Origin of the sequence: Pseudomonas sp. HY7a-MNA-CIBAN-0227, from assembly GCF_040310325.1 — a bacterium.
Lineage (GTDB): Bacteria > Pseudomonadota > Gammaproteobacteria > Pseudomonadales > Pseudomonadaceae > Aquipseudomonas.
Map to the genome: position 1 here is coordinate 11,751 of NZ_JBEOPT010000026.1, position 18,880 is coordinate 30,630.

An 18,880-nucleotide genomic window follows, 5' to 3' on the forward strand; every position below is an offset into this window, starting at 1 on the left:
TATGCGCATCCTGAAAGTAATTTCGTTGCTGCTGGACTATCCCACCGAGACCCTGGTGGCCGGTCGTGACGAACTGGAGCGGGCAATCATCGAGTCGCGGGAAATCAGCCCCAAGCAGCGCGGCGCGCTGTTCGATCTGCTGGAACTGATCTGCGGCAATGACTTGATGGACGGCCAGGAACACTACGGCGCGCTATTTGGCCGTGGCCGTTCGCTGTCACTGCTGTTGTTCGAACACGTCCATGGCGAGTCCCGCGACCGGGGCCAGGCCATGGTCGACATGATGGCCCAGTACGAGGAAGCGGGATTCGCCATCGGCGTCAAGGAGCTGCCGGACTACATCCCGCTGTACCTGGAGTTTTTGTCCACCCGCGAAGACATCGAGGCCCGCGAGGGCCTGGCAGATGTGGCGCACTTGCTGGCGTTGCTGGCGGCACGCCTGGACGAACGCGAGAGCGGCTATGCCGCTTGCTTTCGCGCGCTGCTGCAGATTGCTGGCGCCGAACCGCACCAGGCTGTTGCCGAGTTGCGGGAGCAAGTAGCGGCCGAGCCTCGGGACGACTCCCTCGAAGCCCTGGACAAGATCTGGGAAGAGGAGGCCGTGGACTTTATGCAGGCCGAGCAGCAGGACCGTTGCAGCTCGATGCCCAGCGCACAGGGCAAGGCTCGCGAGGAAAGCGCAGTGCCATTGCACTGGGTGGATTTTCAGCACGAAGGGCTGGCCGCCGCGCCAGCCAAGGAGGCGGGTAATGTCTAAGTGGAATTTGCTGGTATTTGGGGTTTACCCCTACGTCGCCCTGGCGATCTGCCTGTTGGGCAGTTGGGCGCGCTTTGACCTGTCCCAGTACACCTGGAAGGCCGGCTCCAGCCAAATGCTCAACAACCGTGGCATGCGCGTGGCGAGCAACTTCTTCCATATCGGCGTGCTGTTTGTGCTGGCCGGACACTTTGTCGGGCTGCTGACGCCGGCATCGATCTACCACCATGTGATCAGTACCGAGAACAAGCAGTTGCTGGCGATGGTCTCCGGTGGCTTCTTTGGCCTGCTGTGCCTGGTGGGCTTGCTGATGCTGGTCAAGCGCCGCCTGGGTGACCCGCGTGTTCGTGCGACATCGAGCCCGTCGGACATCATGATTTTGTTGGTGCTGCTGGCGCAGTTGCTTCTTGGTTTGCTGACTATCGTTGCCTCCACCGGCCACATGGACGGTTCGGTCATGGTGATGCTCGCTGACTGGGCGCAGAACGTGGTGTTGCTGCGGCCGGTGGAAGCTGCAGCGGCGATTGCCCCGGTGAGCCTGATCTACAAGGCCCACGTGGCGTTGGGCTTGACGCTGTTTGTACTGTTCCCGTTTACCCGTCTGGTGCATATGGTCAGCGCGCCGATCTGGTACCTGGGTCGTCGTTATCAAATCGTTCGGCAGAAGTACTGAGGAGATCGTCATGACTACTGGATGCGGATGTGGTGGCAATGGTGGCGGCGGCGGTTGCGGATCGTCGGCCAAGGAGCCGGTAATCGAGGTTCAGGCACCGCTGGAGGTTGAGCCCCAAGCGGCAGAGTTGATCGCCAGCAGTGAACAGGAATGGCCAATCGTCAGCGTCAACGGGGTGCCCGTCACCCCGGAGGCGATGGCTCAGGAACTGCAATATCATCCAGCGCAAAGCCGTGAAGAGGCGGTGTTCCTTGCCGCCCGGGCCCTGGTGATCCGCGAGCTGTTGCAGCAGCGGATTCGCGAACTGGGACTGCTGCTGGACGTGGGTGCCGGCGAGAACGAAGAGGAAGCGGCCACCCGTATGTTGCTGGAACAGGAGGTCAAGGTGCCCGATTGCGACGAGGCCACCTGCCTGCACTACTTTGAGAGCAATCGCGGGCGCTTTCACAGCGCGCCGTTGTTGGCGGTGCGGCATATCCTGCTGGAATGCGCGCCGGACGACGCCGAAGCGCGCCATTTGGCGCACTCCCAGGCCGAGGTGTTGTTGCTGAGCCTGGAAGCAGCCCCCGGCAGCTTTGCCGAACTGGCCCTCAAATATTCGGCCTGCCCATCAAAAGCTCAGGGTGGTTCGTTGGGCCAAGTCAGCAAGGGCCAGACTGTGCCGGAACTGGAGCGCCAGTTGTTCACCCTGGCGCCGGGCATCGCCAGCAAACCGCTGGAAAGTCGCTATGGCTGGCACGTCATCAGCGTCGACCAGCGCATCGAAGGCCAGCCGTTGCCTTACGAAGCGGTGGCGGTCGCTATTCGCACCCAACTGCAGCAAGGGGTGTGGCAGAAGGCGTTGGTGCAATACCTGCAAACCCTGATTGGTGCGGCGGATGTACGCGGTATCGCCTTGCAGGGCGCCGACTCTCCGTTGGTGCAGTGACATGAGCCTGGTGGATGGTGTGGGCCGCTCCATTGATTACCTGCGGTTGTCGGTGACTGACCGTTGTGATTTTCGCTGTGTGTATTGCATGGCGAAAAACATGACGTTCCTGCCGCGCCAGCAGGTACTGACCCTTGAGGAATTGCATCGGCTGGCGGCTCTGTTCGTCGGCCAGGGAGTACGCAAGATCCGCCTGACCGGTGGCGAACCGCTGATTCGACCGGGCATTGTCGAGCTGTGCCGCAACATCGCCGCCTTGCCCGGCCTGCGGGAACTGGTGATGACCAGCAACGGCTCGCAACTGGGGCGCCTGGCCCGGCCATTGGTGGAGGCCGGCGTCAAGCGCATGAACATCAGCCTCGATAGCCTGGATGAGGAGCGGTTTCGTGCGATCACCCGCAACGGCAACCTGCGGCAGGTGCTCGACGGTATTGAGGCCGCGCGGGATGCGGGGTTTGAGCGGGTCAAGCTCAACTGCGTGGTAATGAAAGGGCGCAACTTCGATGAAGTCCCGGCGCTGGTCCAGTACGCCATCGACCAGGGCATCGACATCAGTTTTATCGAAGAGATGCCGTTGGGGGATGTGGGGCGCTCAAGGGGTGAAACCTTTTGTGCCAGCGATGAAGTGCGGGCGCTGATCGCCACCCGGCATGAGCTTCTGGACAGCACCGAAAACAGCGGCGGTCCGGCGCGCTATGTGCGTTTGGCCCGGCATCCGCAGACGCGCATTGGCTTTATCTCGCCCAACTCCCATAACTTCTGCGCCAGCTGCAATCGGGTGCGGATGACGGTGGAAGGGCAGTTGCTGCTGTGTTTGGGGCAGGACAATGCGGTGGATTTTCGCGCTTTGGTGCGCAGGTACCCGCTGGATGATCGGCCGCTGGTTGAGGCGCTGCAGAAGGCGTTGAAGGGCAAGCCGTTGCGCCATGATTTTACGGGGGAGGGTGAGGTGCAGATTTTGCGGTTCATGAACATGAGTGGCGGGTGAGAACAATCATTCAATGCGCTTTTGAAAACTTGACGCTGGTCAATTGCAGCCAGTGCTTTTCTCCGTACTCTTACTGCATGTTGTGTCTTAAAGATTTAAAACACCTATATGTAGTGTCTGGAGTCTCCCAATGCATAGCACGCTGAGCCCCTTGGTCAGTAACCGGTTGCACAAACGCGATGGCAGCCTGGTTGCCTTTGATGCCGATAAAATCCGTCAGGCGCTGATTGCCGCCGGCAACGCCACCGGCGAGTACAGTGAGGCTGAGGTCGACCTGTTGCTCGGCTCCGTACTGGCCCGGCTGCGGGGGGTTACTCGCCTGGATGTTGAACAGGTCCAGGACAGCGTCGAACGGGTATTGATGGACGCCGGTTACTTCTTCTCCATGCGCGCCTACATCGTCTATCGCGAACAGCACGGCCGCCTGCGCCGGGATCGCAAGACCCTGGTGGAAGTCGCAACCTCGATGAACGAGTACCTGGACCGCGACGACTGGCGAGTCCAGGCCAATGCCAACCAGGGCTATTCCCTCGGTGGGCTGGTGCTCAATGTGTCGGGCAAGGTCACCGCCAATTATTGGCTGGACGAGGTCTATAGCGAAGCCATCGGCCGCGCCCACCGCGAGGCGGACTTGCATATCCATGACCTGGACATGCTCGCCGGTTATTGCGCCGGCTGGTCCCTGCGCACCTTGTTGCATGAAGGCCTCAATGGCGTCCCTGGTCGGGTTGAAGCAGGTCCCCCCAAGCATTTGAGCAGCGCCCTGGGGCAGATGGTCAACTTCCTTGGCACCCTGCAAAACGAGTGGGCCGGCGCCCAGGCGTTCAGCTCCTTCGATACCTACCTGGCGCCTTATGTGCGCAAGGATCAACTGAGCTACCCCGAGATCCGACAGGCGTTGCAGGAATTTATCTACAACCTCAACGTGCCGTCGCGCTGGGGTACCCAGACACCGTTTACCAACCTGACCTTCGATTGGGTGTGCCCGGAAGACTTGCGTGAACAGATCCCGATCATCGGCGGCGAAGAAATGCCTTTTGCCTATGGCGACCTGCAGGCCGAGATGGAGCTGATCAACCGCGCCTACATTGAAGTGATGCAGGAGGGCGATGTGAAAGGCCGGGTGTTTACCTTCCCGATTCCCACCTACAACATCACCCACGATTTCCCCTGGGACAGCGAAAATGCTGACCTGCTGTTCGAGATGACCGCCCGTTACGGCCTGCCGTATTTCCAGAACTTCCTCAATTCCGATATGCAACCCAATCAGGTGCGCTCCATGTGCTGCCGCCTGCAACTGGACGTGCGCGAGCTGCTCAAGCGCGGCGGTGGCCTGTTCGGTTCGGCGGAGCAGACCGGCTCGCTGGGGGTGGTGACCATCAACTGCGCACGCCTGGGGTATCTGTTCAAGGGCGATACCAGCGGCCTGTTGCAACGCCTCGACACCCTGATGGAATGGGCGATGGAGAGTCTGGAGGTCAAGCGCAAGGTGATCCAGCGTCACATGGACGCCGGGCTTTATCCCTATACCAAGCGTTACCTGGGCACCTTGCGCAATCACTTCTCCACCATCGGTCTCAATGGCATGCACGAGATGTTGCGCAATTTCAGCGGCGACGAGCAGGGCACGCACACTGAACAGGGCCGCCAGTTTGCCCTGAAACTGCTGGACCATGTGCGGGCCACGCTGCTGCGCTTCCAGGAAGAAACCGGCCACCTCTATAACCTCGAAGCCACGCCGGCCGAAGGCACTACTTACCGATTTGCCAAGGAAGACCTCAAGCGCTACCCGGACATTCTCCAGGCCGGCAGCCTTGATGCGCCTTACTACACCAACTCCTCGCAGTTACCAGTGGGCTATACCGAAGACCCCTTCGAAGCCCTGGAGCTGCAGGACGAACTGCAATGTAAATACACTGGCGGCACCGTGTTGCACCTGTACATGGCCGAGCGGATTTCCTCCACGCAGGCCTGTAAACAACTGGTGCGCAAGGCTCTGGAGCGATTCCGCCTGCCGTACCTGACGGTGACGCCGACCTTCTCGATTTGCCCGGTCCACGGCTACCTCGATGGCGAACATGAATTCTGTCCCAAGTGCGACGAAGTCTTGCTGCTGCGCGAGCAGCAACAGGGCGCGGTGCATTGACTATCGGTTTTCCATCCCCCCTAGGAGTAACACCACCATGAGTACCACCAAGGCATCGCCCGTTCTAGAACGTCAACGTTGTGAAGTCTGGACCCGGGTCATGGGTTATCACCGTCCGGTCTCGGCCTTCAACCCTGGCAAACAGTCCGAACACCGTGAGCGTGCGCACTTCACGGAAAGCGCGGCTGCGGCCGGGCACAAATGAGTCGAGCCCTACGGGTCGGGGGCCTTGTGCCCCTGACCACCCTCGACTACCCCGGCATGCTCGCTTGCGTGCTGTTCTGCCAGGGCTGTGCCTGGCGCTGTCGCTATTGCCATAACCCGGACCTGATTCCCCCACGCGGTAGCGAAGAGGTGGATTGGCGCCGGGTATTGTTGTTTCTGCAACGGCGCCAGGACCTGCTGGACGCCGTGGTGTTCAGCGGCGGCGAGCCAACCTTGCAGGAAGGCCTGCCGGGGGCGATGGATGAAGTGCGCGAGATGGGCTTTCGTATTGGCCTGCACAGTGCCGGGATCAAGCCTGCCGGGTTTGCCAATGCGTTGGTCCATGCTGATTGGGTGGGTTTCGACGTCAAGGCCCTGGCCGAGGATTGCCAATTGATCACCCAGGTCAAGGGCAGCGGCGCCGCCAACTGGCGCAGCCTGGACATGTTGCTCCGCAGCGGCGTGGACTACGAATGCCGCACCACGGTGCATTGGCACCTGATCGATCCGCAGCGTTTGTTGCTGTTGGCCCAGCGTTTACAGGAGCGTGGCGTCAAGCGCTTCGCCGTGCAACTGGTGCGTACCGCCAGAATGCTCGATGAACAATTGCCGAGCGTTTCGGCACAGGCCTTGCTACCTGAATTATGGGAAAAAATGCGCGAGCTGTTTCCGGCATTTGTTTTACGGGGCTGATCCCGTTCGCGGACCCCCTTCAAGCGTGGTGATTGACCTCCCACAGGATTTTCAAAGGTGCTGCCTCTTGGGCAGGTATTCATCAGGGAGCTTATGACATGACTCGACTAACCACCGCCCGACGCATCGCCGTCGGTTTTGCCATTGCCCCGCTGGCACTCGCCGGCATGGTTTTTTACGCACTCGACAACCTGGCCACCCTCAAGGAGCAATCGGTGCTGATCGTCCAGCAGGACTGGCCGAAAATCGCCCCGCTGATGGTCATCGCCACGGGTGTGCGTGATAACGGCCGCAGCACCCGTGACTTGCTGATCGACCAGGACAATCAACAGGCCCAGCAAGCTATCGCCACCACCCGACAGCGCATCACTGACGCGCTCACCACCCTGGAGCCGCTGTTCTATGCGCCCGAAGGCAAGGCCGCCTTTGCCGCCTTGAAAACCCATCGTGAAGCCTACGTGGCAGCCTTCACTCAGGTGCAAGCGCTGATCCGCCAGGGGGCACTGGAAGAGGGGCTGGTGCAGCTCAAGCAAAAGGTGATGCCAGCGGAGCAGGAGGTGTTCAAGAACCTGGATGCCTTGATGGCCCTGCAAGGACGGATCTTCGCTGAGCGTGAACAGGCGGCGCAGTCCTTGTACAGCGAGGCACGACGCAACATGCTCGGGCTATTCCTGTTGTGCCTGGCCCTGGTAGCGGCGGCGGCAGTGATTGTCACCCGCAGCGTCACCCGCCCCCTGGGTGGTGAGCCCGATGAGGCGGCGCGAGTCTTGAGCCAGATCGCCCAGGGCGACTTGACCACCGAGGTTGCGCTCGGCGCGAGCCTGGAGGGCAGCGTGATGATGAACATGCATCAAATGCAGCAGAGCCTCAACGAAATGGTCCGGCAGATCGCCGTTTCGGTGGACCATGTTGCCAGTTCGTCCGAGGAACTGAGCGCGGTCAGCAGCCAGACGAGCAGCAGCTTGCAGTTGCAGGGGATGGAGATTGAACAGGCGGCCACGGCGGTCAACGAGATGACTGCTGCCGTGGATGAAGTGGCGCGCAATGCAGTGAGCACCAGCGAGGCTTCGCGGCTGTCGGCGCAAACGGCCCAGCGTGGCCGTGATCAGGTCCAGGAAACAGTGGCCTCGATCAACACATTGGCCGAGGGCGTGACCGATACGTCGGTGCGCATCCAGCAACTGGCCGGGCGCGTGCAGGACATCAGTGGTGTGCTGGAAGTGATCCGCAGCATTGCCGACCAGACCAATCTGCTGGCCCTCAACGCGGCGATCGAAGCGGCCCGGGCCGGTGATGCCGGGCGCGGGTTTGCGGTAGTGGCGGATGAAGTGCGGGCGTTGGCCCATCGCACCCAGGCCTCGACCCAGGAGATTGAGCAGATGATTGGCAATATCCGCCAGGATACCGAACAGGCGGTGACGGCGATGCAGGGCAGTAGCCAGTTGGTGCAAGCGACGTTGGGCGTGGCGCAACGTTCGGGTGAGGCGCTGGAAGAAATCACCCGCTCCATTTCCCAGATCAATGAACGCAACCTGATGATCGCCAGCGCGACGGAGGAGCAGGCGTTGGTGGCGCGGGAGGTGGATCGCAACCTGGTGGGGATTCGTAATTTGTCGGAGCAGGTGTTGCTGGGGGCTCGGCATACGGATACGGCGGGGCAGGAGCTGGCGCAGATGGCCGGGGATTTGCACCAGACAGTGGCGCGGTTTCGCGTTTGACGTTGTGGGTTTACTGAGTACATATCCGTTGTTGCACGGTTCTGCATCAAGCGTTCAACGCCAGCGATGGCCCTATTCCTAGGGCCATCGGCGGCACCATCACGGCATTTCAGGCAGTTCGTTGGGGCGCAGGTCAAACACCAGCACCTCGGCGTTTTCGCCGTGGCTCAGGTGGACTTCCCGCTCATTACGAACGCGTGCACCGTCGCCTTCCTGCAACCGCTGGCCGTTGACCTCAACGCTACCCCGCGCCACATGGACGTAGACGTAACGCTCCGGTGCCAGGGCCAGGGTGGTCGCTTCATTGCCATCGAATAGCCCGGCATAGACCCGCGCATCCTGGCGTACGTTGAGCGAACCCTCGGCGCCGTCAGGGGAGATGATCAACTGCAGGCGCCCACGTTTCTGCGCCTCGCTGAAATGCTCCTGCTGATAGCGCGGCTCAGCCCCCCCCACGTTCGGCACGATCCAGATTTGCAGAAAGTGCACGCCGCGGGTCTGGCTGTGGTTGAACTCACTGTGGGCCACGCCGCTGCCGGCGCTCATCAACTGCACATCGCCAGGGCGTATTACCGAACCGGTGCCCAGGGTGTCCTTGTGTTCCAGGGCGCCTTCGAGCACATAGGAGAAAATCTCCATGTCCCGGTGCGGATGCTGGCCGAAACCCTTGCCTGCGGCTACCCGATCGTCGTTGATCACCAGCAGGTCGGAAAAGCCCTGCTCCTTGGGGTTCCAGTAGTTGGCGAACGAAAAGGTGTGGAACGACTTCAACCAACCGTGGTTGGCGGCGCCGCGTTCGTGAGCGTTGCGAAGGGTCAGCATGGGGTCTTCTCCTCAAGAGGAGCGAGGCTGCGAAATTGCAGGGCTCCAGGGTTGAGAAGAAGATTAATGGTTATGCATGGATTCATTAAGAAGATGAAAATTGAATAACTGTCTCTTTCAAGTTGACAGTTTGTGCCCCTCGCCGGCGGGTCCGAGCACATATGAAATCTGCACTATCCTGAGGTGGTGCCTGTATCCAAGCTGACGATTACGCCATGTCATCGGGTTGACCCCTTCGCTGCGGCTGAATATGTGACAAAAGTGAGCCTGGTCGCAGAAGCCACATTCCTGGCTGATTTGCGTCAGGTTCAAGCCCGAAGCGGCAATCAGCACCTTGGCCCGCTTGATGCGCTGTTGGCGAATCCATTCACGGGGCGCCAAGCCCGTGGCGCACTTGAAGGCGCGGGAGAAATGACTTCTGGACAGCGCACAGGCACGGGCCAGTTCCGTCAGGTCCAGGTTTTGCGTGAGGTTGGCGAGGATCAATTGCTTGACCATGCGCTCGCGGCGGGCGCACAGCGCTCCGGTCTCTGTGGTTGCGCTCATCGGCAGAGGGCTACCGTCCTTGGGTAAAACGCATTGCTCTGGTCGGGCCATGAGTCAGTATCCGTGGTCGATGGGATCTTGCTTAAACACCTGTTCCGGTGAGTGAAAGCCCAGTGTAGACCGCAGCAGCGATCTTCCGTGCGCAGCACATACATACAATTTTTCGTCATAAAGCCATTGCACACTGGCACATCGTTCAAGCATCCAGGGGAGGGTCCAATGGACCCAGCATTGCAAGCGACACCTGTGTCGGACGAAGTTGTGACCCTGGTGGTCAAGCACCGCATCAAGCCAGGTCGCGAGGCCGACTATGAAGCCTGGTTGCGGCGCATCGTGCGCATCGCCGGTGAGCGCGCCGGCCACCTCGGTGTTGATGTGGTACGTGGCAAACAGGGCGGCCTGGCGCTGTTCACCTGTGTACTGCGCTACCGCTCCACCGCTGACCTGGAACTCTGGCTGGACTCCCCGCAACGCCAGGAGCTGATCAACGAAGCCACGCCGATGCTGGCCGACGGCGACCAGACCGAAGTTGGCGCAGTCAATGAATTCTGGTTCTCGCCCCTGTCCGACAGTGCTGCCAAGCCGCCGCGCTGCAAGCAAGCGGTGGTCACGCTATTGGTGATCCTGCCGCTGACCTTGGTGATCCCGTTGCTTTGGGGGCCGGTGCTGCGCCTCCATCCGTTTTTATCCAACTACCTGGTCGCCACCTTCCTGGTCACCCTGACCATCGTCCTGCTGGTGGTCTATTTGTTGATGCCGGCGGCGACCCGCCTGTTCGCCCCCTGGCTTGAAGCCTCTGTAAAGGAAACCCTATGAACGCCGACCTGATTCTGTTCAATGGCCAATTCCACACCGTGGACCGTGAAAGCCCGCGGGCCACGGCGGTCGCCATCAGCCAGGGGCGCTTTGTCGCCGTGGGCACTGACGGCGAGGCCATGGCCCTGCGTGGCAGTGGCACGCAAGTCATCGACCTCAAGGGCCGCACCGTCATCCCCGGTCTCAACGACTCGCACCTGCACCTGATCCGTGGTGGCCTGAATTACAACCTTGAACTGCGCTGGGAAGGCGTGCCGTCCCTGGCCGATGCCCTGCGCATGCTCAAGGACCAGGCCGACCGCACGCCCACGCCGCAATGGGTGCGGGTGGTGGGCGGCTGGAACGAATTCCAGTTCGCCGAAAAACGCATGCCCACCCTGGAAGAACTCAACCAGGCCGCCCCCGACACCCCCGTATTCGTGCTCCACCTGTACGACCGCGCCTTGCTCAACCGCGCCGCCCTGCGCGTGGCGGGCTACACCAAGGACACGCCGAACCCGCCCGGCGGCGAGATTGTCCGCGACAGCAACGGCAACCCCACGGGCATGCTGGTGGCGCGGCCCAACGCGATGATTCTTTATTCGACCTTGGCCAAGGGGCCGAAACTGCCCCTGGAATACCAGGTCAACTCCACCCGCCAGTTCATGCGTGAACTCAACCGCCTCGGCCTGACCAGTGCCATCGACGCCGGTGGTGGTTTCCAGAACTACCCCGATGACTACGCGGTGATCGAGCAGTTGGCCAGGGATGAACAGTTGACGGTGCGCATCGCCTACAACCTGTTCACCCAAAAGCCCAAGGAAGAACTCAGCGACTTCAAGCACTGGAGCGCCAGCGTCGCCCTGCACCAGGGCGACGACTATCTGCGCCACAACGGTGCCGGCGAGATGCTGGTGTTCTCGGCGGCAGACTTCGAAGACTTCCTCGAACCACGCCCGGACCTGCCGCTGACCATGGAGCAGGAACTGGAACCGGTGGTGCGCCATCTGGTGGAGCAGCGCTGGCCGTTTCGCATGCATGCGACCTACGATGAGTCGATCTCGCGGATGCTCGACGTGTTCGAAAAGGTCAATCGGGACATCCCGTTCAATGGACTGCCGTGGTTCTTCGACCACGCCGAAACCATCACCCCGAAAAACATCGAGCGTGTACGGACGTTGGGCGGCGGTATTGCGATCCAGGACCGCATGGCATTTCAGGGCGAGTACTTTGTCGAACGTTACGGCGCCAAGGCTGCCGAGGCGACGCCGCCGATCAAGCGCATGCTCGCCGAAGGCGTGCCGGTAGGCGCCGGTACCGACGCCACGCGGGTGTCGAGCTACAACCCCTGGACCTCGCTGTACTGGATGGTGAGCGGTCGCACTGTCGGTGGCCTGGAGCTGCACGCCGAAGGCCTGCCGCGCCTCACCGCACTGGAACTGTTTACCCACGGCAGCGCCTGGTTCTCGTCCGAGCAAGGTAAGAAGGGCCAGATCAAGGTCGGGCAACTGGCGGATGTGGCTGCGTTGTCGGCGGATTTTTTCAGTGTCGACGAAGAAGCCATCAAGTGGATCGAGTCGGTACTGACCGTGGTCGGTGGCAAGGTGGTCTACGGTGCCGGCGATTTTGAAGACGTCGCACCGCCCAGCGTACCGGTGTTGCCGGACTGGTCGCCAGTGGTCAAGGTCCCGGGCCATTGGCGACCGACCTCATCGTTGCAGGCCCAGGTCCACCAATGTAGCGGCCCGTGTGCGGTGCACTCCCACAGCCATGAACGGGCACGGCTTTCAAAAGTGCCAGTCAGCGACTTCCAGGGGTTCTGGGGCGCGTTTGGCTGCTCGTGTTTTGCTTTCTAAATAAACAACCCCAAAGGAGCTACCCATGACTTACAAACGCTTGAACAAAGACGACGCAGTGGTCCTGTTGGTGGATCACCAGACCGGCCTGATCTCCCTGGTGCAGGATTTCTCCCCCAACGAATTCAAGAACAACGTTCTGGCCCTGGCCGACGTGGCCAAGTTCTTCAAGCTGCCCACCATCCTCACCACCAGCTTCGAAAACGGCCCCAACGGCCCGATGGTGCCCGAGTTGAAAGAGCTGTTCCCGGATGCGCCGTACATCCCGCGTCCCGGCCAGATCAATGCCTGGGACAACGAAGACTTCGTCAAGGCGGTGAAAGCCACCGGCCGCAAGCAACTGATCATCGCCGGTGTGGTAACCGACGTGTGCGTGACCTTCCCGACCCTGTCGGCGCTGGCTGAAGGCTTTGAAGTATTTGTGGTCACCGATGCCTCGGGCACCTTCAATGAAACCGTGCAACAGGCGGCCTGGGCGCGCATGGCGGCGGCCGGTGCACAACTGGTGAACTGGTTCTCGGTGGCCTGCGAGCTGCAAGTGGACTGGCGCAACGATATGGAAGGCCTGGCCAACCTGCTGTCGCCGCGCATTCCCAACTACCGCAACTTGATGAACAGTTACTCGGTGTTGACGGCCAACAAGTAAGCCCTGCCGCCCCTCTGTAGGGGCGAGCTTGTTGTGGCGAGCGGGCTTGCCCCGCGTTGGGCTGCGCCGCAGCCCCATAACTGACGCTGGTGTTCTTTGGGAAACACCGCGATCATTTCGCTGGGGTTGCTGCGCAGCCCAACGCGGGGCCAGCCCCCTCGCCACACTATTCACCGAGAAGTGCCAATGAACCCCTTCGAAGACATGCGCATCTTTTGCCAGGTCATGGACTCCGGCAGTTTCACCGCCGCCGCCGAGCAATTGGGCTTATCCAAACAATTCGTCAGCCGCCGCCTGATTCAGCTCGAAGAACGCCTGGGGGTGCGCTTGCTCAATCGCTCCACCCGCCGCCTGGATGTCACGCCCCTGGGCCAGAGTTACTACGAATCCGCCTTGCGCCTGCTTAGTGAAGTCGAGCAAGTGGAGCAGGGCATCGCCGGGCAGAACAACGAACCTCGTGGCACCTTGCGCCTGAGTGCGCCGTTGTCATTTGCCATGGCCCATCTGAGCAGCCTGTTGCCGCTGTTTTTGCAGCGTCATCCCCACGTGTCGGTGGAAGTGGATTTGAGCGACCGGCCGGTGGATGTGATCAGTGAAGGCTACGACCTGGTGCTGCGCATCGGCACCCTGGAAGACTCGACCCTGATTGCCCGCCGCATCGCCAGCGTCCAGCGTGTTTACTGCGCCAGTCCCGACTATTTGGCCCTGCGCGGCACGCCCCTCAACCCCGAAGACCTGACCGGCCACCAATGCCTGCCCTACGGCCACGGCCGCCAGGTGCAATGGCGCTTCCAGGCCAAGGGCAAGCCACAGACACTCAACGTCAACGGGCGCCTGCGTGGCAACAATGGCGAGTTACTGCGCGAAGCCGCCATCGCCGGGTTAGGCATCACCTACCTGCCGACTTTCATTGTTGACGAGGCCTTGCAGGACGGTCGTCTGCAAACGGTGTTGGACGATTTCGCACCCGAACCCCTGACCTTGTCGGCGGTATACCCTCAGCATCGCCAACGCTCGCGGCCGGTGCAAGCGCTGATCGAGTTTTTGCGGGAACAGTTGGCTAGCGGCTGCTGAACAACTGTCGGATCAGGTTGGGCGTGCTGCCGGTCCAGCGCTTGAACGAACGACGAAAGTTCGCTGCATCGTTGAAGTTCAAATACGCCGCCACTTCATCGTTGCTCAGGCCTTTGACCTGATAAAGGTGCAGCGCCACGGACTTGCGTACTCGGTCCACCTGTTGCTGAAAACCGGTGTCGTGTTTATGCAGCTTGCGTTTGAGTGTGGCCGGGCTCATGGCGAAGGCCTGGGCCGCCTGTTCCAGGCTCGGCGGCTGGCGCACGTGGGTGTGCAGGTAGTCGTAGAGGCAGTCGAGAAAGCTGGCTTCAAACCCCAATTGTTCAATCTGTTCCCGGGCTTGCTGGCGGGCGACCTGACCGGCAGTGGCCGAAGCACCGGGCCAGGCTTGGGTCAGAAACTCCCGCTTGATGCGCATCATATCCAGCGGGCGCTGGAAGCGCGTCTGCTCCCCCAAGTGTACCCAATACTGTTCGACGTAACGCGGCTCGGCATGGCTGAAACTGCACTCCCACGGCAGGCGTCGGCCGCTGAGCCATTGGCTCATGGCGATCAGTGACGTCATGCTGGCTTCCAGCAAAAAACGCCAGTGCTCGCCGGCCCCGCAACTGTCCAGCCAGTACACGTAGGCGTGGTGCTCATCGAGCACCAATTGCGGCGTTACCAGCGGGCTGAGCAGCACCTGCTGCTGCACCAGTGTGTCGAGGGCCTGATGCAAGTTTTGCGCGTGGCCCAGGGCATGGCTGGCCGCGCCGTAATGTCCGGGTAACAGCCGTTGGCCGAACAGGAAGCTACTGTCATCGGCGTCCAGCAGGCGCCTGCTGTTGCCGATCAGGGCAAAAAACTGCTGGGGGCTCAGGCGTGTGTCGCCTGCCAGGATGTCGTCGTGAAACAGCCCGGTACCCCGCAACAGGCGATGGCTGTCGATATCCCTGGACAGCGCCAGATCGATCAGGGTCGCCGGTTGATAGTGCCCGGCAATGAAGCGGCTATCGGCTTCGTACCACCTGGTTTTCAGGGTCATGGTTGGGCCTCAGGCGCTTTTCGCCAGGCGCTGCTTGGCTCTGGCGAGCGCGATGTTCAGGCGCTTGAGCAAGTCCTGCGGCGACTCCTTCAGGGCCATGACCACGGCAATGCTGGCCGACAGTTGCAGGCGTTCGCCGTGCTGCCGGGTTTTGTGGGCCAGGCCGCGAACCGCCTGTTGCAGTTCCAGGGCCAGCCCCTGGGCCTGACGCTCGCCAGTGTTGGGTAGCAGCACCACGAAGCGGTCACCGGCCAAACGGCACAGTAAGTCCTGGCGGCGCAGGTTGAGCAGCAGCAAATGGCTGAGGGCTTGCAGCACCGCGTCGCCCTCGGCATGCCCATAGGCCTGGTTGATGGCGGCGAAGTTGTCCAGGTCCAGGGCCACCAACGACAGCGGCTGTTGCTGGCCCTGGCTTTGCTCAAGGCTGTCGGCCAATTGTCGCTTGAGGTAATCGGCGCCCCCCAGTGGCGTGAGTTTGTCGAACAGCCGGTGCTCGCGAAACAGCCGCTCGCGTTTCTCCATCTGCGCACTGATCGCCAGTTGTTCGCGGTGCCAGTGGTAGATGCCCAGCGTCAGCAGGACCATGCCCACCGGCATCGGCCCCGACTCCAGCCAGTGATCCCAGGTGATGCTGTCGGGCAGGCGAATGAACTCGTCGAGGCTGTCGATCCACCAGGAAAAGAAGATGCAGCCAAGGCCCAATGCCAGGTAATTGGTGACCCGCCCGGTCGGGCGACTTTTCAGCACCAACCCCAGCCATAGCAGGGCCAGCAGGGCCGAACCGCCTTCGCCGATGATGTCCAGCCAGACCCACTCGCTGACGCTTTTCAACTCCCCACAGGCCAGGTGCAGTAGCAGGCCTAGGTTAGCAGCGATCAGCAGCAGGGACAGTTTCCAACGGTGGGGTTTGAGTACGTAAAACATGGGCCGGGGTCCTTGGGCGGTCAAGCGATGGACGCCAGCACAGCAGATGGATGTGACAGTTGGGTGACGTTGGGGTAGGTCGAATCAGCTCATGGGATAAATGGCGAAGACCGATCAAATATGGGCACCGGATTACCTGCGATAACCATCGTTATTTGGAACTGGCGTTGTAGCAGTTGTCGAGCCCCAGCGAGGCTACGTTGGCCGCACCGCAGCCATCAAGCCAGACACCAGCACCGAGTCGCACCGGCCAACTGCTACGAGAAATAGCCTGGCTGTACGAGGTGTACGCTTACATTAAATCGAGGTCACTTCAGCTCACTTTCACCCATAAACATCTCCAAATCCCGGTTTTACACCGCGCACCGCCGTTGGCTGTCACAGAATCGTCATCCCCCAGCCCTAGCTTGCCCTCCCAGTTGCCGGGCCCTTTGCCTGGCGTAACGGGACTCTTGGGGAGGACTTCATGTACAAGCGCACCGGGCTCGTCAGTTTTACGCTCACTGCTCTGGCCCTGGCGATTGCCAGTGAACGGCTCAACGCTGCCGACATCGTGGCCAACACCGAACACGTCGACGTGGTCGGCCTGGCAGCCAGCATCGATCAGGCGCTCAAGGAGCAGCGTTCTTCCGACAACATCAAGAGCGTGGTGCATGCCGACGGCGTGGCCCAGTTGCCGGATGAAAACGTCGCCGAAGCGGTGCAGCGCCTGCCGGGGATCAGCGTCGAGCGTGACCAGGGCGAAGGGCGTTTTGTCAGCGTGCGTGGCCTGGGCCCGGACCTCAACAGCGTGACCATCAACGGCACCCTGGTGCCGTCCCCGGAAAGCGCGCGCCGCGCCGTGGCCCTGGATGTGCTGCCTTCGGAGCTGGTGCAATCGTTGTCGGTGATCAAGACGCTGACCCCGGACATGGACGCCAATTCCCTGGGCGGCACCATCGATGTGCAAAGCCTCTCGGCCTTCGACCACAAGGGCCTGTTCTATACCGGCAGCACGGAAGCCAGCTATGACAAGAACACCCGTCAGACCAGCCCGAAATTCTCCGGTGCCGCCAGCGACCGTTTCAGCCTCGGCGACGGCATCGACAACTTCGGCGTGGCCGCAGCCCTCAGCTGGCAGAAGCGCGATTTCGGTTCGGACAACGTCGAGACGGGTGGCGCCTGGGACTTTGAACAAGGCGCCAAACTCAAGGAGTTCGAACAGCGCGACTACGACATCAGCCGCGAACGCGCCGGCGGTGGCCTGAACTTCGATTACAAGCCCGACGACCTGAGCAGCTACTACCTGCGCACCCTCTACAGTCGCTACAAGGACAGCGAGACCCGCAACTCCACCAGCATCGAATTCGCCGACCCGCTGGCGGCCGGTGAACTGGGTGACGCCGAGGCCAAGCGCAAGCTCAAGCAACGCGAGGAAACCCAGGAAATCCAGTCTTACGTGTTCGGTGGCGAACGCATGTTCGGCCTCTGGACCCTTAGCGGCCAGGCCGGTTACAGCCAGTCCAGTGAAGACAGCCCTGGTCATATCGCCAGCGCCTCGTTCGACGGCGGTGACTTTTCCGACAGCGGTTTCTATGACAAGGACAAGCCACGGCCGATCATCGGCGAGGGCTTCTACAACCCCAACAACTTTACTTTGGACAAGGTCGACTGGGAAAAGCAGAGCACCACCGACACCGAGAGAAACCTGCGCCTGGACCTGGCCCGCGACTATGACCTGAGCGGCTACGCGTCCCAGGTCAAGTTCGGTGGCAAGGTCAGCCGCCGCGACAAGGACAACGACCTGGAAGCCTGGGTCTATGAAGACTTCGACGACCTTGGCTTCACTGACGAACAACTCAACCTGACCCAGTTCCAGAAGGGTAATGTCGATTATCGCCTCGGCCGTTTCGGTCCAGGCATCAGTGGCAGCGGTATCAAACAGTTAATCGGCGGCCTCAACCCGGCGGACTTCTATGACGCCACCGAATCGCGGGTCAACGACTTCACCATCAGTGAAGACATCAACGCCGGTTACCTGATGAACACCATTGATATCGACGACTGGCGCTTTATCGCCGGCCTGCGCTACGAAGGTACCGAGTTCGAAGCCAAGGGCACTGGCGCCACCGACGGCCAGTTCAGCGACACCGAGACCAAACGCCGCTATCACCACTGGTTACCGGGCCTGCATGCTCGTTACCAACTGGATAAAAATACCCAGGTGCGCGCGGCCTGGACCAAGGCGGTGGTACGCCCAACCTTTGGCCAACTGGCGCCGGGTTTTGTCATTGATGATGACGAGGCTACCTTCGGCAACCCGGACCTCAAGCCTCTGGAGTCTAGCAACCTGGACCTTGGCATCGAGCACTACATGGGCCGCGCCGGCACCGTTTCGGCGTTCGTGTTCTACAAGGACATCAAGAACTTCGTCTACAACACCGACCTGGCGGGCACCGGCGCCTGGACCAACTTTGCCGAGGCCCATACCTTTGCCAACGGCGACAGAGCCAAGCTCTATGGGCTGGAACTGGCCTACTCGCAGAAATTCGACTGGCTGCCAGCGCCGTGGAATGGCCTGCTGATCGGCGCCAATAGCACCTTCAGCCGCTCCAGTGCCGATATCGAAGGCTTCGACACCGCCAGTGGCAGCAACCGCAAGCGCAGTATCAACCTGCCCAATCAGTCGGACACAGTGGGCAACCTGATGCTCGGCTGGGAAGACGACAAGCTGAGCCTGCGCCTGTCGGCCAACTACAAGTCGGCTTACCTCTACGAATTGGCGTCGATCAACGACAAGGCCCACGACCTGCATGTCGATGCCCAGACCTTTGTCGATTTCAGCGCCCGCTACTCCCTGACCAAAAACCTGCAGGTCAGCTTCGCGGCGCAGAACCTCACCGATGAATCGTACTTCGTCTACACCGGCCACCGCAGCTACAACGGCCAGTACGAAGAGTACGGGCCGACTTACAAGCTGGGCCTGACCTTTACCCATTTCTAAGATTTCCCCCTGTAGGAGCGAGCTTGCTCGCGAAAAACGTTGCCACACCGCAGGCATCCAGACAGCCCGCGCCATCGTTCATGACCATCGTCGGAACGCCGCC

The 18,880-nt window shown here is 61.1% G+C and carries 17 protein-coding genes; 13 read left to right on the plus strand and 4 right to left on the minus strand.

The features are described from left to right. The first annotated feature begins 1 nt into the window (after position 1). The 8 genes from narJ (at position 2) to AAEZ06_RS26050 (ending at position 8,107) form a co-directional block, all read left to right on the plus strand. Positions 2-757 (plus strand): nitrate reductase molybdenum cofactor assembly chaperone, encoded by a 756-nt coding sequence (gene narJ / locus AAEZ06_RS26015; protein ID WP_149412438.1) that lies wholly within the window; start codon positions 2-4, stop codon positions 755-757. Then, positions 750-1,430, plus strand: coding sequence for a respiratory nitrate reductase subunit gamma (gene narI, locus AAEZ06_RS26020; RefSeq protein ID WP_149412437.1), 681 nt, complete (start codon positions 750-752; stop codon positions 1,428-1,430). The genes narJ and narI overlap by 8 nt, the downstream gene beginning before the upstream one ends. A gap of 10 nt (positions 1,431-1,440) precedes the next feature. Beyond that, positions 1,441-2,358: a peptidylprolyl isomerase gene (locus tag AAEZ06_RS26025; protein WP_149412436.1), complete on the plus strand. Its 918-nt coding sequence runs from the start codon at positions 1,441-1,443 to the stop codon at positions 2,356-2,358. A gap of 1 nt (position 2,359) precedes the next feature. After that, positions 2,360-3,346, plus strand: a complete 987-nt coding sequence (gene moaA, locus AAEZ06_RS26030) for a GTP 3',8-cyclase MoaA (RefSeq protein WP_149412435.1) — start codon at positions 2,360-2,362, stop codon at positions 3,344-3,346. Positions 3,347-3,476: 130 nt separating this feature from the next. Next, positions 3,477-5,492 (plus strand): ribonucleoside triphosphate reductase, encoded by a 2,016-nt coding sequence (locus AAEZ06_RS26035; RefSeq protein WP_149412434.1) that lies wholly within the window; start codon positions 3,477-3,479, stop codon positions 5,490-5,492. A 37-nt stretch (positions 5,493-5,529) separates the two neighbouring features. After that, positions 5,530-5,697, plus strand: coding sequence for an anaerobic ribonucleoside-triphosphate reductase (gene nrdD, locus AAEZ06_RS26040; RefSeq protein WP_133100985.1), 168 nt, complete (start codon positions 5,530-5,532; stop codon positions 5,695-5,697). Then, on the plus strand, positions 5,694-6,389 hold the full coding sequence (locus AAEZ06_RS26045) for an anaerobic ribonucleoside-triphosphate reductase activating protein (protein ID WP_149412433.1): 696 nt from the start codon (positions 5,694-5,696) through the stop codon (positions 6,387-6,389). Before nrdD ends, AAEZ06_RS26045 begins: the two co-directional genes overlap by 4 nt. Before the next feature lie 98 nt (positions 6,390-6,487). Beyond that, on the plus strand, positions 6,488-8,107 hold the full coding sequence (locus AAEZ06_RS26050) for a methyl-accepting chemotaxis protein (RefSeq protein ID WP_149412432.1): 1,620 nt from the start codon (positions 6,488-6,490) through the stop codon (positions 8,105-8,107). Positions 8,108-8,206: 99 nt separating this feature from the next. Here the strand turns inward: AAEZ06_RS26050 and AAEZ06_RS26055 are convergent, their stop codons facing one another. Together AAEZ06_RS26055 and AAEZ06_RS26060 are read right to left on the minus strand one after the other, a co-directional pair. Further along, a complete protein-coding gene (locus tag AAEZ06_RS26055; RefSeq protein ID WP_149412431.1) occupies positions 8,207-8,929 on the minus strand; it encodes a pirin family protein in 723 nt (240 codons plus the stop codon). A 117-nt stretch (positions 8,930-9,046) separates the two neighbouring features. Continuing rightward, complete coding sequence (locus AAEZ06_RS26060; RefSeq protein ID WP_371923920.1) at positions 9,047-9,475, minus strand: helix-turn-helix domain-containing protein; 429 nt, start codon at positions 9,473-9,475, stop codon at positions 9,047-9,049. 219 nt (positions 9,476-9,694) lie between these two features. Here AAEZ06_RS26060 and AAEZ06_RS26065 point away from each other — a divergent pair, with 219 nt between their 5' ends. From AAEZ06_RS26065 to AAEZ06_RS26080, 4 genes are all read left to right on the plus strand, one after another. Next, positions 9,695-10,291: an antibiotic biosynthesis monooxygenase gene (locus AAEZ06_RS26065; protein ID WP_149412429.1), complete on the plus strand. Its 597-nt coding sequence runs from the start codon at positions 9,695-9,697 to the stop codon at positions 10,289-10,291. Beyond that, a complete protein-coding gene (locus tag AAEZ06_RS26070; RefSeq protein WP_350616916.1) occupies positions 10,288-12,126 on the plus strand; it encodes an amidohydrolase in 1,839 nt (612 codons plus the stop codon). The genes AAEZ06_RS26065 and AAEZ06_RS26070 overlap by 4 nt, the downstream gene beginning before the upstream one ends. Before the next feature lie 25 nt (positions 12,127-12,151). Next, positions 12,152-12,772, plus strand: coding sequence for an isochorismate family cysteine hydrolase YcaC (gene ycaC / locus AAEZ06_RS26075; protein WP_149412427.1), 621 nt, complete (start codon positions 12,152-12,154; stop codon positions 12,770-12,772). A 186-nt stretch (positions 12,773-12,958) separates the two neighbouring features. Next, positions 12,959-13,846 carry a LysR family transcriptional regulator gene (locus AAEZ06_RS26080; protein ID WP_149412426.1) on the plus strand — a complete coding sequence of 296 codons (888 nt, stop codon included), beginning with the start codon at positions 12,959-12,961 and terminating at the stop codon, positions 13,844-13,846. Here the strand turns inward: AAEZ06_RS26080 and AAEZ06_RS26085 are convergent. Continuing rightward, a complete protein-coding gene (locus AAEZ06_RS26085) occupies positions 13,833-14,870 on the minus strand; it encodes an AraC family transcriptional regulator (RefSeq protein ID WP_149412425.1) in 1,038 nt (345 codons plus the stop codon). The genes AAEZ06_RS26080 and AAEZ06_RS26085 overlap by 14 nt on opposite strands. Before the next feature lie 9 nt (positions 14,871-14,879). Next, a complete protein-coding gene (locus AAEZ06_RS26090) occupies positions 14,880-15,794 on the minus strand; it encodes a GGDEF domain-containing protein (RefSeq protein ID WP_149412424.1) in 915 nt (304 codons plus the stop codon). A gap of 466 nt (positions 15,795-16,260) precedes the next feature. Here AAEZ06_RS26090 and AAEZ06_RS26095 point away from each other — a divergent pair, with 466 nt between their 5' ends. Continuing rightward, entirely contained in the window at positions 16,261-18,777 is a 2,517-nt protein-coding gene (locus tag AAEZ06_RS26095) for a TonB-dependent receptor (protein ID WP_350616920.1), read from the plus strand. The last annotated feature ends 103 nt before the right edge of the window (positions 18,778-18,880 follow it).